Source organism: Paracoccus aminovorans (genome assembly GCF_900005615.1).
GTDB classification, from domain to species: domain Bacteria; phylum Pseudomonadota; class Alphaproteobacteria; order Rhodobacterales; family Rhodobacteraceae; genus Paracoccus; species Paracoccus aminovorans.
The window spans coordinates 367,148-380,923 of the sequence record NZ_LN832562.1 but is presented as its reverse complement, the minus strand read 5'-3'; the positions used below and the strand labels follow the sequence as shown (position 1 = coordinate 380,923).

The following is a 13,776-nucleotide window of genomic DNA, read 5'->3' as shown; positions in this document are numbered from 1 at the left end:
TCATACCATTATGTTGGATTTTTCAGTTCATCCGGGACAGGAAGGCCCGGAATTGCTCGGTCTGTGGATTGCGGAACAGTTCGCCGGGCGCGCCCTCTTCGCAGACCTGCCCCTGATGCAGGAAAACGGTCCGGGTCGAGACATCGCGGGCAAAGGCCATCTCATGCGTGACGACCAGCATGGTGCGACCTTCGTTGGCCAGGGCACGCATCACGGCCAGAACCTCACCCACCAGTTCCGGGTCAAGCGCCGAGGTCGGCTCGTCGAACAGCATCACGTCCGGTTCCATCGCAAGCGCGCGGGCAATGGCCACGCGCTGCTGCTGGCCGCCGGAGAGATGCGCGGGGTAATAGTCGGCGCGGTCAGCCAGTCCGACTTTGGCCAGCAGGGCCGTCGCTTTTTCCTGTGCCTCGCGCCGAGGGGTGCCCAGAACATGCACCGGGCCTTCGGTGATGTTTTCCAGCACGGTCATGTGCGACCATAGGTTGAAGCCTTGGAACACCATCGCCAGCCTTGACCGCATCCGTTCGACCTGGCGCAGATCGGCAGGGCGGCGGGTGCCGTGGCGGGTGGTCATGCGCATCTCCTCGCCCTTCAGCCAGACGGTCCCGTCGTTCGGCGTCTCCAGCAAGTTGATGCAACGCAGGAAGGTGCTTTTGCCCGACCCCGAGGCACCGAGGATCGCCACCACGTCGCCCTTTTCGGCGGTCATGGAGATGCCTTTCAGGACTTCGTGGTCGCCAAAGCTCTTGCGGATGTTCTCTATACGCAGGGCGGGTTCGGTCATGCGGTTTCCTCGGGCTGAAGGCCAAGCGAGGCGATCTCGGCCAGGGTGACGGGCTTGACAGGAGTTCGGATGCGGCCGGGGCCGATGGTGGAGGGATGTCGGCCGGTTGCGTGAGCAATCAGGCCGGTGACGGTGGCTTCGCACATGCGTCCCTGACAAGGGCCCATGCCGGTGCGCAGCGCAGTGCGCATCAGGCGCAAGCCATGCGTGCCGTCCGCTACCGTCTCACGGACGGCGCGGGCGGTGACCTCCTCGCAGCGGCAGATGATGGTGTCATCCGGCGGGGCAAGAAAAGCGGGCGGCACCGAATAGGCGGCATCCAGGAGTGGGCGGACAGACAGGCTGCGCGACAGGGCGCGCCGGAGCGGGCGGGCACGGTCGTCGCGTTCTTCCGCGTCCAGTCGGCCGGCGCGATGCAGGATCGCCAGAGCGGCAAGCGCGCCCTGCGCCCGCGCGGCATCGGCGCCGCCGATGCCGCCACCGTCACCCGCGACAAAGACATGCTCCATCGACGACTGGCCCCAGCCATCCAGTCGCGGTCGCCATGCCTGTTGGGCATCGTCGTAGTCATGCGCAAGACCCATCGACCGCGTCAGATGGGTCTGGGGGATCACGCCTAGATGCGTCAGCAGCAGGCCGCATGCCAGATGCTGCCGGCCTTTGCGCGTGGTGAAGCTGAAGGCGACACGGCCATCTTCGACCTGCTCGGCCAGAAATCCGGTCGCACCATGATAGCGCGGGATGCCGGCTGCGCGGATGCGGCGGATCAGACCCAGACCCTTGGCCAGCGTCCTTGCTCCCGGCAAGGCCCGCAGCAGTTTCGGCGAAGCCCGCAGCAGGCCGGTTCCCGTTTCGACCAGGGCAATGGGGGGCGAGCCGGCGGCGATCATCTGCGCCGCGACCAGATACAACAGCGGCCCGGACCCGGCGAGGATGGCGTCGCGCGGCAGCATCCCCGATTGCTTCATCAGGATCTGCGCGGCGCCCGCGGGCATGGCGCCGGGCAGGGTCCAGCCGGGAAATGGGACCGGTCGCTCCTGCGCGCCCGTGGCGATCAGGACATGCGCGGCGGCGGAAATGTGGCTTTCCCCGTCGCGCGACCAGATCACGCCCCGATCCTGGTCGATGCGCCAGACCGTCGCGCGGGACTCATGCTCAATCCCCGGATGGTCGAGACTACGGACCAGATCGGCGCCCCTGGCATAGTCCGCGCCCAGCCAGTCGCGCCCGGCGGCAGCCGCGACATTGCGATAGATCTGTCCGCCCGCGCGGTCCTGTTCGTCCAGCAGCATAACCTGCAACCCGCCTTCGGCGGCGATGCGTGCTGCGGCCATGCCGGCGGGGCCGGCGCCGATGACGACCAGATCGGCGCGCATCATGGCGCGCCCCCGATCCGGCGCGCGCCATGCTGGCGCATGATGACCATTCCCTCGCGCGCCGGAGTCATGCAGGCCTGCACGTTCTGGCGACCGTCGATGGTCAGAAGGCAATCGAAGCAGACCCCCATCATGCAAAAGGGCGTGCGGCCCGAGCCGGTGACAGCCGTGTGGCGCGTGGCATCGCCACCATGCGCCAGCAGCGCAGCGGCGACGCTTTCGCCGGCATGGGCCAGGACGGTCTCGCCCTCGAAACTCATGCGGATGCTGCGCGGGACCACACCCGGCGCGTCACGAAAGCGCGAAGCGGCGTTCATCGAAAGCCTCCAGATCCGGGGCGGCGGGATCGTCGTCGATCCACGCGGCCAGCCGCGTTGCGTGCAGCGGCGCCAGCGTCACCCCGCTGTGGCAGGTGATCAGAAAGGCGCCGGGATGTTCCGGCGCGCGCTGATAAATCGGATAGCCATCCGGCGTCATCACCCGCAGCGCCGCCCAGCTGCGCAGCACGCGGATGTCGGCCAGTTGCGGCCAGACCAGCACGGCGTGCCGCGCCAGCCCGGCCATCTGGTCGATGGATTCGGTATCGCGGTCGGATTCGGCCTTGGTGCCGCCGATCTGCAGCCCGCCTTCATCCACCTGCCGGATGGTGCTGGACAGGAAGGGCAATGGGTCGGCGACGCGCTCGGTAATCAGCAACTCGCCGCGCTGCGCGCGGATCGGGGCGCGGAACCCCAGTTGCGGGCCGAGCTGTGCCGCCCCCAGTCCAGCGCAGAGCACAACGCGATCGGCGCGGATCGGCGGGCGGTCCCGGCAGATCACCTCATAGCCGCTGGCCATGGAACGCAACCTCGTCACGCTCGCGTCATCACTGACGCGGACGCCGCTGGCAAGGCAGGCCTTGCGCAGCGCGACATGCAGGCGCAGCGGGTTCACATGACCATCCAGCGGGCAGAAACTTGCCCCGACGACGCCCTTGCCGATGCCCGGCAGCCGATGCGCCAGATCGGCATGCGTCAGCAGTTCGAAGTCAAACCCTTCGCCAAGCGCATCGGCCTGCCTGCGCAGGTCTTGCCCGAATCGCTCGAACTCCTCCTGATCGGTGAAGAACTCGTAACCGCCCTGCTGACACAGCGCCAGATCGACACCCGAGAGCGACTGAAGCCTCTCGACAAAGTCGGTCCAAGCGCGCACCGCCTGAAGCGACCATCGCGCATAGGGCGCGTAACCCGCGCCCTTGCCCTGCAACCAGACCAACCCGAAATTACCTTGCGAGGCGCGCATGTCCCGGTCGCTGCCATCCAGCACCAGCACGTCATGCCCGCGCGTGACCAGACCCAGGGCCAAGCATAGGCCTACGATACCGCCGCCGATGATTGCTGTGCCTGCGTCCGCCGACATCGCTTGTTCCTCCCTGTGGTTCAAATGCCCCAAGAACGAATGATGTGTAAAATCTGAAATTTTTTGCTATTCATTCGTAAACGCTATGAGTCCGCCATGAAGCTGTCCCATCGTCAGATCGAAGCCTTTCGCGCCATCATCGAAAGCGGTTCTGTCACCGCCGCCGCCGAGCTGTTGTTTCTGACCCAGCCCTCGGTCAGCCGGTTGCTGGCCGACCTGGAGGCGGAACTGGGCTTTGCGCTGTTCGCCCGCATCGGCCGCAGCCTCACTCCCACGCCCGAGGCCGATGCGTGTTGAACGGCTTGCAATAAGGACCCCGCTTCTGGGGTGATCGGCGTCCAAAATGGACCCCACCGACCGGGGGTTGGGTCCATTGTGCCTTCGATGATTATCGGAGGCCGAGCACGGGATGCTGATCGTGGAGACAATCGCAAAAATCAGGCGGCTACATTTCACCGAGGGCAAGGGGATCAAGACGATCTGCCGTGACCTGAAGCTGTCGAAGAAGGTGGTGCGGAAGGTGATCCGCACCGGGATTACCGAGTTCACCTATACCCGGACGGTGCAGCCGCGCCCGAAGCTGGGTGCCTGGCTGGGGGAACTCAACCGGCTGCTGGAGGTCAACGCCGCGCGGTCCAGCCGGGAACGTCAGTCTCTGATACAGATCTACGAAGAACTGAGCGGTCTCGGTTATGAAGGTGGGTATGACGCGGTGCGCCGCTACGCCTCGAACTGGGCACGCACTCAGAGTTCAGGCGCTTCTGCCGCCTTCGTGCCCCTGAGCTTTGCGCCCGGTGAAGCCTATCAGTTCGACTGGAGCCACGAGGTTGTGGTGATCGATGGGGCGACCACCACCATCAAAGTGGCCCATGTTCGCCTGTGCCACAGCCGGATGTTCTTTGTGCGGGCCTATCCGCGCGAGACGCAGGAGATGGTGTTCGATGCCCACGACAGGGCTTTCGCCTTCTTCAAGGGCACCTGCACCCGCGGGATCTACGACAACATGAAGACGGCGGTGGAGACCATCTTCACCGGCAAGGAACGCCTCTACAATCGTCGGTTCCTGCAGATGGCCAGCCATTATCTGGTCGAACCCGTTGCCTGCACCCCTGCTGCGGGTTGGGAGAAAGGCCAGGTGGAGAGCCAGGTCGGCACTGTCCGTCAGCGGTTTTTCGCGCCCCGCGTCAGGGTCAAGAGCTACGAGGAACTGAATGCCTGGCTGCTGGACAAGTGCATCGCCTCGGCCAGAACCAGCAAGCATCCGGAGCTGACGGACAAAACCGTCTGGCAGGTCTTCCAGGAAGAGCGCCCGCACCTTGTCCCCTATGCCGGGCGCTTCGACGGATTCCATTCACTGCCTGCGGCGGTGTCAAAGACCTGTCTCGTGCGCTTCGACAACAACAAATACTCCGTCGCGGCAACGGCTGTCGGGCGGCAGGTCGAGATCAGGGCCTATGCTGAGCGGATCGAGATCCGGCAGGAGGGCCGACTGGTCGGAGACCACCCGCGTCACTTCGGCCGGGACCGAACGGTTTACAATCCCTGGCATTATGTGCCTGTTCTGCTTCGCAAACCCGGGGCGCTGCGTAACGGCGCACCGTTCAAGGACTGGGTTCTTCCCGGAGCTCTTGAACAGATCCGCCGCAAGCTGCAGGGCTCCTCAGATGGCGACCGCCAGATGGTGAAGGTCCTCGGCGCTGTGCTGACGGAAGGGATGCCTGTGGTTCAAAAGGCATGTGCCGAAGCTCTCTCGCAAGGCGTCCATTCTGCCGATGTAATCCTCAATATTCTATCCCGCAGGCGAGATCCGGAACCACCACCGCTTCTGCTGACCTCTCCGGCCTTGCAGTTGACCCATGAGCCTGTGGCGGACTGCGCCCGTTATGATCTGCTGCGGAGGGCCTGCTGATGGATCGTGCTGACATCATGGCTGCAATGGGCGAGTTGAAGCTCTACGGGATGCGCGCCGCTTATGACGAACTCATGGCGGTGGCTGTGCGCCGCCAGCACGAACCCCGCCAGATCGTTGGAGATCTTCTGGCCGCCGAGATCAACGAGAAGAAAGCGCGGTCGGTCAAATACCAGATCACCACCGCCAAGCTGCCCTATGCCCGGGAGATCGAGGAGTTCACCTTCGATGACACCCCAATCAACGAGACCCTGGTGCGAGATCTGGCCAGCGGGGAGTTCCTCAGCCAACAGCGCAATGTCGTGCTGGTTGGCGGCACCGGGACCGGCAAGACCCATATCTCTGTGGCCATAGCGCGCGCGGTCATCCGCAATGGTGCCCGGGGCAGGTTCTTCAATGTCGTCGATCTGGTGAACAGGCTGGAGGCCGAGGCCCGTGCCGGACGGGCAGGCCGGCTTGCAGAACATCTGATGCGGCTCGACTTCGTCATCCTCGATGAACTCGGATACCTGCCATTCGCGCAGTCCGGCGGCCAGCTGCTGTTCCATCTGATCAGCAAGCTCTATGAGCAGACTTCCGTCATCGTCACCACCAACCTCGCATTCGGGGAGTGGCCGACCGTCTTCGGAGACGCAAAGATGACCACCGCGCTGCTCGACCGGCTCACCCACCACTGCGACATCGTCGAGACCGGCAACGACAGCTGGCGCATCAAAACCCGAGCCTGAACACCCTCCAAAACGCAGGCCCGCGTCGGCTGCGCCAGCTGGAAAGCTACGCCGCCACGGGCCTGCTCACCCGCGCGCCAAAGGGGTCACTTTTGGACGCCGATCAGGGGGCCCGTTTGAATGCCGATTGACAGCCTGGCTGCTGGCGCAGAGGCCCTGGATCGTGCCGATCCCCGGCACCACCAAGCTGCATCGGCTGGAGGAGAACCTGGGTGCGGTCGATCTGGACCTGACAGCGGCCGATCTCGCCGAGATCGATGCCGAAGCCGCGAAGATCGAGGTTCAGGGCGAGCGCCTGCCGGAAGCCGTGCTGAAGATGACGGGGCTGTGAGGGGCAGCAGTTTTGGGCTCTCATGGCCACCGCCCTTCACGTCAAGCCGACAGCGCAGGGCGCGTTCGCGAAAGTGGGTGCGCCCGTGGGCTGTCAGTTGCAATCGGCAGCAGCTTGCCCTTCAAGTCGACCGTGAAGGGTAAGCGTTGTTGTAGCAATTCCGCCTTGTTGGCCCACTGCAATGCCTCGGTGTGAACTTGAGGTCCCGGTGTCACCACCAGTGAAGTCGATGCCTTCCCCGGTGAGATCGAGCGAGCGATGATATCTGATCCCAACCCTAGCGAGAAGGTCCGGGATAAGGGTCTGCGAAATCTTCATCTTTCAAGTCGCAAACCGCTCATCGCCTCGACAAGGGACCCTATTAGCTACGACGTCGGCGACAGACAAGAAGGGTTACTACCAGCCAAACTTGCGTAGGAGACCACCGAAGAGTGTGACCAACCCACTCCCCGAATGCTTTTGCTTGAGCAGAGCAGCAGCGAGCTCTGCATCAATTGCCAACCTTTTTCTCTTGGCATCCTGGATGCGAAGCCGGAGCTGCTTCCCATCTTCTTGGAACCTGGTTTCGCGGCTCGAGCGAGGACTAGTCATAACTTCATCGACACCGCCACTTGCTTGCCACTCCGCCATTTTTCGGCGCAGGGCGATTGTAGAAGCGCTAGGCTCGTGGTGCGTTTGCACGGTCATGACTTGGCACTTTCCCTGTGGTCCCGGATAACAGTAGCAAGATCTCGCCCACGCAGAGTAACTTTGCGAGCTATCTCGAATATAGCAACTTCCTGAGCAATTTCAATGCCCGCTTCATCTACTAGCCGAGACTCAAGCGCCCAGTTGCCATCAATATTCACAACGAACTCCGGCTCGCTCTTGCCATCTTCGACGATAGGCACACAGATCACCCATTTTATATTTGGTGATATCCTGCCCAAAATGTGTTCGTAACTACTCAATCTCTGGAAAATATTAATCTGATTATTCTCGAAAACCGGTTTGAGCGATAACCAGGCCTCACCGCAGGAGCTGCTATCTATGGGGAGATCAATATTCATGTCAGGTGATATCTCGAAGCCATAGCCATACCTTAGCGACAAAGTAGAAAAATTGTGTGGCTTCTTGAAAGCTAATGCGATTCTTATTCTTTCCTCGCACCGTGGAATAGCCCCCAACGGTAGCCGCATGTTCATTGAAACAAGTTCGAAAAGGATTTTGCAGAAATCTCGGGCATAATCGTCGATCTCGAACTCATTATCCACGGATATTGCATGGATCACACCCTGCCGGTATGCAAGCAGGGCTTGAGAAGGCGTGACGTCAAACTGCGTTGTCTTCAGTTTTGTCTTGATGTTGATCGGAATTGTATTGCTTCCGATATGGGCCAGCTCCTGAGTCCCTGTGAAAAAAGTTCCAAATATACTCCCCATATAGAACTGAACCTCATCAACCGGAAAAAGAAGGTTCTCCAAACCCTTTCTCATCTGTCCAGTCCGGGAGTGAGCCCAACGCACAATTTTAAACCTGCTCGGGCTGGATAACTCTTCATCACCCTCAGTTATGCCGAATCCAATTATTTTCCGTTCCGGGAAAAGTTTCCCCTGCTCGGCAAACACATACAATGGAAGATTCGAGACAATGCCTCCGTCAAAATACTCGGCGCCATCGATCACGTGAGGGGGAAAAACGATCGGGATGCAGATGGATGCAGACAGAGCATCACACAGTTTCACTCGGTCAACTCCACTTCTGAACACTCTGGCCTTCTTTCCCTTCACATCGGTCGCAATTATCATCAAAGGCATAGGGAGGCAGTCGAGATAAACCTCCTGCCCACCGGCCACCCCAATTTTTTCCGCGATTATATTGCACACCGCCTCTATTGCCCTAGAGGTTGATGCAATTCCATTCTTTGTTACTTTGGTTACCGAAAGGAAAACATGTGACATTACTAGAACGAATGTCACGGCAATCCTGAGAGCCAAGGTAATTAAGAAGAAAACTGCTTCAACCCACCAATTATCCGATATATTATCAACGGCGCCCAGGGGGACTTTCCACACAGCGAACACAAGAATGGAAACAATGAGGAGAGAAAGCTTTCGCCTTCTGGCAAGAATTTCAAAAACGACGGATGCAGTGGATTTCATGCGGCGGAGAGACGCGAAGTTCTTTTTCCCCAGAAGGTCACTGAGGACTTTTACGTCTTTATGTTTCTCCTTAATTTTCTCAAATACTGGACTAACCCCCTTTCCGTCTGGACTTTCATGAAATAGTTCGTCCGCCGTGAAGCCTGCGGCAATTAATGCTGCTACAATCGCCCCAGCTGATGTTCCAGAAACACCAACGATATCATATTTTCTTGAAACGTGGGCATAAGCCCCTGCGTGGACAATCCCTTTCGCGCCGCCCCCGGCCAATGCTAAATAAATTCTCTTCTTGGGATGATTTTGAATCGTATCTTCATGCATTATTTAGAACCCAGAATTATGCTAAATGCGCCTCAAACTCCCCAATGGGTCGCACCGCAACAATTGCAGTGCTGATGCGGGGACGGCTGGTCACATTGTGACGGAATGACGTGCTACAATGCCTGCGCACCAGCCCATGATGGTCAAGTAACAGTGCTCTCTGGGCTGACTGCAGCCGTGCATCTATGCGCCTGTTATGCGGCAAAGAAAAGTTTGCGATGCAACTTTCATTAGATCCCCATCTTGTCATCCCAGTAGATATGCGAAAAAAGTTTCCATGACCACGGGTATGTTACGTTGCCCAACTACTGGAAAGGTGGGGGTGAAGGGCGAGATCCGTATCCCCAGCCCTTCCGAAGCAGGGTAGTGAGTGGCCCTGAGGTGGGTCGCCAACAAGGCATTGTGACAATGGAGAGGTTGTGAGCACGCCGAGACCTGCGAGACCACCCTCGGGCTCAGCCACGATCCTCCACGGCTCAACACTGGCCAGCTTGGCCTGCCAGTTCGGCTCGATGTGTCGCCGGAATGCGACCAGGACCCCCACGTCATCCCGGCCGAGCCGGTCAGCAGGCGCGCCGCCGAAGTCCACATGCGCGCGCGTCATCTAATACGCCAGTCTATAGATCGGACTACCACTGTCGGAACGACCTCGCCGCCCCAAGCGCGCGTTTCGCAGGATGTTGCGCAGGCCCGGAGCTTTGATCTCCTGCATTTCCTCCGGCGTGATGCGGCCGCTTGCCATGTCCGCCTCGTCCTGCGCACGCGAAAGATTTTTCATGCGCGTCCGCGCCGCGAAGGGGCATTCGGCTTCTCGTTTGTTCATCTTCTTGTGGGAGGAACGGCGCTTCTTGTATCAGCATCCCTTTGCCGCAGGTGATCGACCGTCTTTAGCAATCGCTAATCCATATCGTTGTCGGCTTGGCGGCCGAAGGGCCAAGCGGCGAGATCTTGCGGGCGCATCGCAGACACTGGGCCACAGTGATGCTGGCTGGCCTGGGACGGTTACCCATGTCGATCAGGCTCGATATATCGCCTGAATGCGGCGACGATTGCCGCGTCATCTTTCCCGAACCGGTGCGCCGGCGCACAGCCAAAATCCATGTGGGAGCGGGTCAGCCAGTAGCAGAGCATCAGGTTGCTGATATGAACCGGCCTGAGCTTCAGGATGTCACGGACGACATCAAAGACGCGGCCGTTCGCCGCATCGAACTGAAACAGCGGCAACCTTATCTCACCATTCTGAACCAGGGTGATGATGGCATCACCGGGGGCCATGGCCTGCATGGCGCTTTCCGGATCATCCGTTTCGATGCGCAGCAGCGCGCAGGCCTGCGCCGCATCGATCAGGTCGATACTGGCCAGGAGACGCGCCTCGACGCTGGTTTTGTGGGAGGATTTTCCCGATGGCATTCTATTTCCCCTTGGGAACGGCCCGATTCCGCATCTCGTCGAAAGTAAATCCGGCTGGCAGCGTGACCTCGCTGACCGAGAGATAGCCGCCGATGCACTCCGGGCAGACCCGCCGGCCCTCCGGCAGCCATCTGCGCATGGCCGCTCCCAGGAGAACGATCGTCTCGTTCGTCGCAGCCACGACGATCCGTCCCTTGCGCACCACGGCCTGCCCGAACACAAGCGCCGGATCCAGGATCGCGCCGCAGCCCGCACACAGCTCGGTGGGCCAGGCGCGGCCCGGCTCAACTTGGTCCCAATGTGCATTGACAGGGAGTCTGGCCGCGCGGCGCTCGATTTCGGACAGTGTCACCGGCCGGAAATCCCAGACATCCACGCCAACGTTGACGCTGTTGCGCGAGCCTTGCCAGTTCTGATGCACATGGCCGAACAGCTGCAGACCTTGGTGCCGCGCGCCGGGCCACGTGATCATCGGATAGTGGCACAGAAACAGTCGCCGCTTGTCCACGACGATATCGGCGGTCTCGGCCAGGCTGTCCCATGGCAGGTCGCAGATCCAGTCTTCATCATGATTGCCCCGGATCAGATGCTTGCGGCCCGGCAGGGCATGATAAATGGTGCGCACCTCGCGCCGTTGCGCATCGGTGGATCTTCCTGCGGTGAAATCTCCTAGGATCCAGAGATCATCATCAGGCCCGACCCGTGCCCGGCACTCGGCCAGCAGGCGGGCATTCATCGCGGCCACGTCAGAGAACGGGCGGTCGCAGAAGCGGATGATCCGGTCATGGCTGTAATGCGGATCGGCGGTGAACCAGTGCATGTCACTCCTCCTCTGTGGAGGCGGAACAGTCCGCCGCGTCGATCTCGCGCACCCGCGCGATATATGTGGCCAGAAGCTTCTGAAGCAGCTCCGGGTCGTCGATGTTGGCGAATCCCGGCAGGGCGAACTGGACGGAGCCCGCGAGCTTCGCCTTTCCGTTCATGGATTCAGCCAGTTCCGCCTCAAGGGCGTCGATGGATCGGCCGAGCCGATACCAGCGTGATGCGGTCCGGGCCCAGCCGGACTCGGGATCGATCGCGATCAGCTGCGAGGTGTGGATGCTTGCATTGCCGAGGAGAGGGTGATCGGTCACCTCACCCCACAGCATCATATGCCCGCCGGGCGAGATCGCCGCTTTCCAGTCCGACAGGACCGGCGCCTGCGCGAGGTCCGCCTCGGAGGGGCCGGCCTCGGCGGCGGCGATGGCGCGCAGCACCTTGTCGAACCAGGCACGGTCGATGGGTGAAAGTTTCATGATGATATCTCCGTTTCGATGGCATGAAGAGGGCGGCTGCGGCAATGCCGCAGGCGCGTCGGATTCAGGGAAGTATGGAAAAAGGGGATGGGCCGGCTCAGTGGAGCGTCGGTCCCTGTTCCAGATCGGCAGCGCGTCGCAGCATGCGGGCGGCGACCCGCAGGCTGGGTTGATGCTGACGCAGAGAAGGATGGGCCAGAACCTCGCAGATCGCCTCGATAGAGGTCTCGGACAGGTTGCGTTTCTTGCCCTCCCGGCGGACGAATGCGACCAGTTCCGCAAGGGTGAGATGGCGCAGCCGGATCGGCGGGCAGCGGCTGAGTAAGGGCTCCGGCAGCAGCTGATAGTCATTGGATGTCAGCACCCAGATCACCCAGCTCATGTCGAACTTCACCTGGTAATAGGGACAGCTCCAGCGCTTCGCGGTCAGCGGTTCCAGCAGAGGCAGAAGCGCTTCGGCCAGACCGAAGGCGTGACCCTTCGTCGAAACAGCGGTGCCGGCCTTTTCGATCTCGTCGACCACCATGACCGGATTGGCGATACGGCTTTGCAGGATCGTTTCGATCAGGCGGCCCGGGCAGGACCCGCCCCAGCCCCGCTGGGAGCCGACAACGCCGAACGAGGCGTTTTCCCCAGTGGCCTCGATCACGGTGGTGGACGTGGACAGCAATTTGCCGAGAAGCCGCGCCAAACGGCTTTTGCCGATGCCGGGCGGGCCATCGAGCAGGAGGGGCGGGATTCTGAGACCCGGCAAGCCCTCGCGCCACGAGCGGCGCATCGCGTGCCAGACCACCTCGATGGCAGGGGCCATCCAGGGCATGTCCTCGTGCAAGGCTGCGGCCAGTTCGTCGGCGTGATGCTCGTTTCGGATGGAGATCAGCCGGGCGCCGTCCTTCAGCACCTCCAGCCGCTCGCGGTCATCGGACTTCAGATGTTCGAGGCCAGAGGCGGCCTTGCGATATTCCAGGATTCGCTTGACCCGGCGCTGGATGCGCGCCGCATCATCGGCGCTGATCCCGATGATGTCCATCAGATCGATGTCTGAATCGTCACCTCCCGCATTGACGTCTTCGGGCGGAGCCAGCAGTTCCGGGGGGATTCTCCTGCAGCGCAGCTTGCGCAGATGCTTCTTGAAGCGGGTTCCGAGTTCAATGCGGCCCTCGTTCGCGCTGAAGAAGCGGGCCTCGATGAAGGGGATGGTGCTGGACATGGGTTTACTCCGGACATGTAGGGGCCGTCGGTCGGGAGAGGCCCGGCCGGGGAAGAAGTGTTGGGGAGAATGGGAATCAGGCGCCGGGGAAGATCAGGCCGCGCAGCAGAAGCTCGGCCTCGCCACCCTCGGGCACCTCGTCGGGATAGCCGAGCGAGACGTTGACAACCGGCGCGCCGCGGATGCGGGCCGAGAGCGGTCGGTGCGTGTGACCGAAGAACCAGTAGTCGGGCCGGCGCGCCTCAATCCAGCCGTCAAGATCCGAGGCGAAGGCCGGGCTGATGCTGGAGATCGGACCGGAGACCGCCGGGCTTGGGGCGTGATGGGTGACGACGATGGTCTGTCCGTGCCAGGGCCTGGCGATCTCCCGCGTCAGCCAGTCGAGATGATCGCGGTGGATCGCGATGGTGTCTTCGGGGCGGATAAGCCCGCCCTCCGCCCGACGGATCCGGGCGTAGTCCAGCATCCCCATCCCGGCGCGGGCCATGGCCGCCTCCGGATCGCCGGTCAGTGCAAAGTCTGTCCAGAGCGTGCAGCACAGCAGGCGGCAATTGCCGAAAGTCAGCACCCGCTTCTGGGCAAGGTTCGCCCCGGCCTCCGTTACGATCCGGGCCAGAACATTGTCGTCGAGCGTGGCACCGTAATAGTCGTGATTGCCGGGAATGACCCAGATACGCGCGGGCGGCACCAGCCGCCCGAGCCGGGACAGTGCCAGGGACCAGCTCCGCCGCGGATCATTGGCGAAGTCGCCGGCGATGATCAGCGCGTCGAGGTCACACAGCACCGGCAGGATGCCGGCAAACGGATTGCGCCCGGCGCGGGCCCAGAGGTCGAGGTGCAGGTCGGCCACGATCAGGATGGTCATTGGAT

Annotated in this window: 13 protein-coding genes and 1 pseudogene; 4 read left to right on the top strand and 10 right to left on the bottom strand. The window is 61.6% G+C overall.

The genetic code is table 11. From position 1 onward, the window contains the following. Nucleotides 1–22: 22 nt before the first annotated feature. The 4 genes from JCM7685_RS17815 to JCM7685_RS17800 are packed head-to-tail and all read right to left on the bottom strand — an operon-like array spanning nt 23 to nt 3,561. Nucleotides 23–787: an ABC transporter ATP-binding protein gene (locus JCM7685_RS17815; protein ID WP_074967842.1), complete on the bottom strand. Its 765-nt coding sequence runs from the start codon at nt 785–787 to the stop codon at nt 23–25. Beyond that, a complete protein-coding gene (locus JCM7685_RS17810) occupies nt 784–2,166 on the bottom strand; it encodes an FAD/NAD(P)-dependent oxidoreductase (protein WP_074967840.1) in 1,383 nt (460 codons plus the stop codon). Before JCM7685_RS17810 ends, JCM7685_RS17815 begins: the two co-directional genes overlap by 4 nt. Further along, entirely contained in the window at nt 2,163–2,480 is a 318-nt protein-coding gene (locus JCM7685_RS17805) for a (2Fe-2S)-binding protein (RefSeq protein WP_074967838.1), read from the bottom strand. The genes JCM7685_RS17810 and JCM7685_RS17805 overlap by 4 nt, the downstream gene beginning before the upstream one ends. Further along, complete coding sequence (locus JCM7685_RS17800) at nt 2,455–3,561, bottom strand: NAD(P)/FAD-dependent oxidoreductase (RefSeq protein WP_074967836.1); 1,107 nt, start codon at nt 3,559–3,561, stop codon at nt 2,455–2,457. Before JCM7685_RS17800 ends, JCM7685_RS17805 begins: the two co-directional genes overlap by 26 nt. A gap of 96 nt (nt 3,562–3,657) precedes the next feature. On the opposite strand from JCM7685_RS17800, the gene JCM7685_RS17795 reads away from it, so the two are divergent. The 4 genes and pseudogenes from JCM7685_RS17795 to JCM7685_RS17780 form a co-directional block, all read left to right on the top strand. Beyond that, nucleotides 3,658–3,858, top strand: a complete 201-nt coding sequence (locus JCM7685_RS17795) for a helix-turn-helix domain-containing protein (protein ID WP_074967835.1) — start codon at nt 3,658–3,660, stop codon at nt 3,856–3,858. 112 nt (nt 3,859–3,970) lie between these two features. Beyond that, nucleotides 3,971–5,470 carry an IS21 family transposase gene (gene istA, locus JCM7685_RS17790; RefSeq protein WP_090271472.1) on the top strand — a complete coding sequence of 500 codons (1,500 nt, stop codon included), beginning with the start codon at nt 3,971–3,973 and terminating at the stop codon, nt 5,468–5,470. Beyond that, nucleotides 5,470–6,198 (top strand): IS21-like element helper ATPase IstB, encoded by a 729-nt coding sequence (gene istB / locus JCM7685_RS17785; RefSeq protein ID WP_028030902.1) that lies wholly within the window; start codon nt 5,470–5,472, stop codon nt 6,196–6,198. Before istA ends, istB begins: the two co-directional genes overlap by 1 nt. Nucleotides 6,199–6,331: 133 nt before the next feature. Next, nucleotides 6,332–6,529: pseudogene (locus tag JCM7685_RS17780) on the top strand (aldo/keto reductase); the annotation flags it as partial. A gap of 683 nt (nt 6,530–7,212) precedes the next feature. Here JCM7685_RS17780 and JCM7685_RS17775 read toward each other — a convergent pair. The 6 genes from JCM7685_RS17775 to JCM7685_RS17750 all read right to left on the bottom strand — a co-directional run bounded on the left by JCM7685_RS17775 (nt 7,213) and on the right by JCM7685_RS17750 (nt 13,771). Then, nucleotides 7,213–8,991 (bottom strand): patatin-like phospholipase family protein, encoded by a 1,779-nt coding sequence (locus JCM7685_RS17775; protein WP_083412936.1) that lies wholly within the window; start codon nt 8,989–8,991, stop codon nt 7,213–7,215. A 1,002-nt stretch (nt 8,992–9,993) separates the two neighbouring features. Then, on the bottom strand, nt 9,994–10,401 hold the full coding sequence (locus tag JCM7685_RS17770; RefSeq protein WP_074970360.1) for a hypothetical protein: 408 nt from the start codon (nt 10,399–10,401) through the stop codon (nt 9,994–9,996). A gap of 1 nt (nt 10,402) precedes the next feature. Then, nucleotides 10,403–11,221: a metallophosphoesterase gene (locus JCM7685_RS17765; protein WP_074970358.1), complete on the bottom strand. Its 819-nt coding sequence runs from the start codon at nt 11,219–11,221 to the stop codon at nt 10,403–10,405. A gap of 1 nt (nt 11,222) precedes the next feature. Continuing rightward, nucleotides 11,223–11,696, bottom strand: coding sequence for a DUF6634 family protein (locus JCM7685_RS17760; protein ID WP_074970356.1), 474 nt, complete (start codon nt 11,694–11,696; stop codon nt 11,223–11,225). Nucleotides 11,697–11,793: 97 nt separating this feature from the next. Beyond that, complete coding sequence (locus JCM7685_RS17755) at nt 11,794–12,906, bottom strand: AAA family ATPase (protein WP_074970354.1); 1,113 nt, start codon at nt 12,904–12,906, stop codon at nt 11,794–11,796. 76 nt (nt 12,907–12,982) lie between these two features. Then, nucleotides 12,983–13,771: a metallophosphoesterase gene (locus JCM7685_RS17750; protein WP_074970351.1), complete on the bottom strand. Its 789-nt coding sequence runs from the start codon at nt 13,769–13,771 to the stop codon at nt 12,983–12,985. Nucleotides 13,772–13,776: the final 5 nt, after the last annotated feature.

Bases quoted from the DNA above. Each gene is read 5' to 3' on its own strand.
- JCM7685_RS17800 (WP_074967836.1), bottom strand. From the start codon at position 3,561: ATGTCGGCGGACGCAGGCACAGCAATCATCGGCGGCGGTATCGTAGGC.
- JCM7685_RS17770 (WP_074970360.1), bottom strand. From the start codon at position 10,401: ATGCCATCGGGAAAATCCTCCCACAAAACCAGCGTCGAGGCGCGTCTC.
- JCM7685_RS17805 (WP_074967838.1), bottom strand. From the start codon at position 2,480: ATGAACGCCGCTTCGCGCTTTCGTGACGCGCCGGGTGTGGTCCCGCGC.
- JCM7685_RS17815 (WP_074967842.1), bottom strand. From the start codon at position 787: ATGACCGAACCCGCCCTGCGTATAGAGAACATCCGCAAGAGCTTTGGC.
- JCM7685_RS17810 (WP_074967840.1), bottom strand. From the start codon at position 2,166: ATGATGCGCGCCGATCTGGTCGTCATCGGCGCCGGCCCCGCCGGCATG.
- JCM7685_RS17755 (WP_074970354.1), bottom strand. From the start codon at position 12,906: ATGTCCAGCACCATCCCCTTCATCGAGGCCCGCTTCTTCAGCGCGAAC.
- JCM7685_RS17750 (WP_074970351.1), bottom strand. From the start codon at position 13,771: ATGACCATCCTGATCGTGGCCGACCTGCACCTCGACCTCTGGGCCCGC.
- JCM7685_RS17775 (WP_083412936.1), bottom strand. From the start codon at position 8,991: ATGCATGAAGATACGATTCAAAATCATCCCAAGAAGAGAATTTATTTA.
- JCM7685_RS17760 (WP_074970356.1), bottom strand. From the start codon at position 11,696: ATGAAACTTTCACCCATCGACCGTGCCTGGTTCGACAAGGTGCTGCGC.
- istB (WP_028030902.1), top strand. From the start codon at position 5,470: ATGGATCGTGCTGACATCATGGCTGCAATGGGCGAGTTGAAGCTCTAC.
- JCM7685_RS17795 (WP_074967835.1), top strand. From the start codon at position 3,658: ATGAAGCTGTCCCATCGTCAGATCGAAGCCTTTCGCGCCATCATCGAA.
- JCM7685_RS17765 (WP_074970358.1), bottom strand. From the start codon at position 11,221: ATGCACTGGTTCACCGCCGATCCGCATTACAGCCATGACCGGATCATC.
- istA (WP_090271472.1), top strand. From the start codon at position 3,971: ATGCTGATCGTGGAGACAATCGCAAAAATCAGGCGGCTACATTTCACC.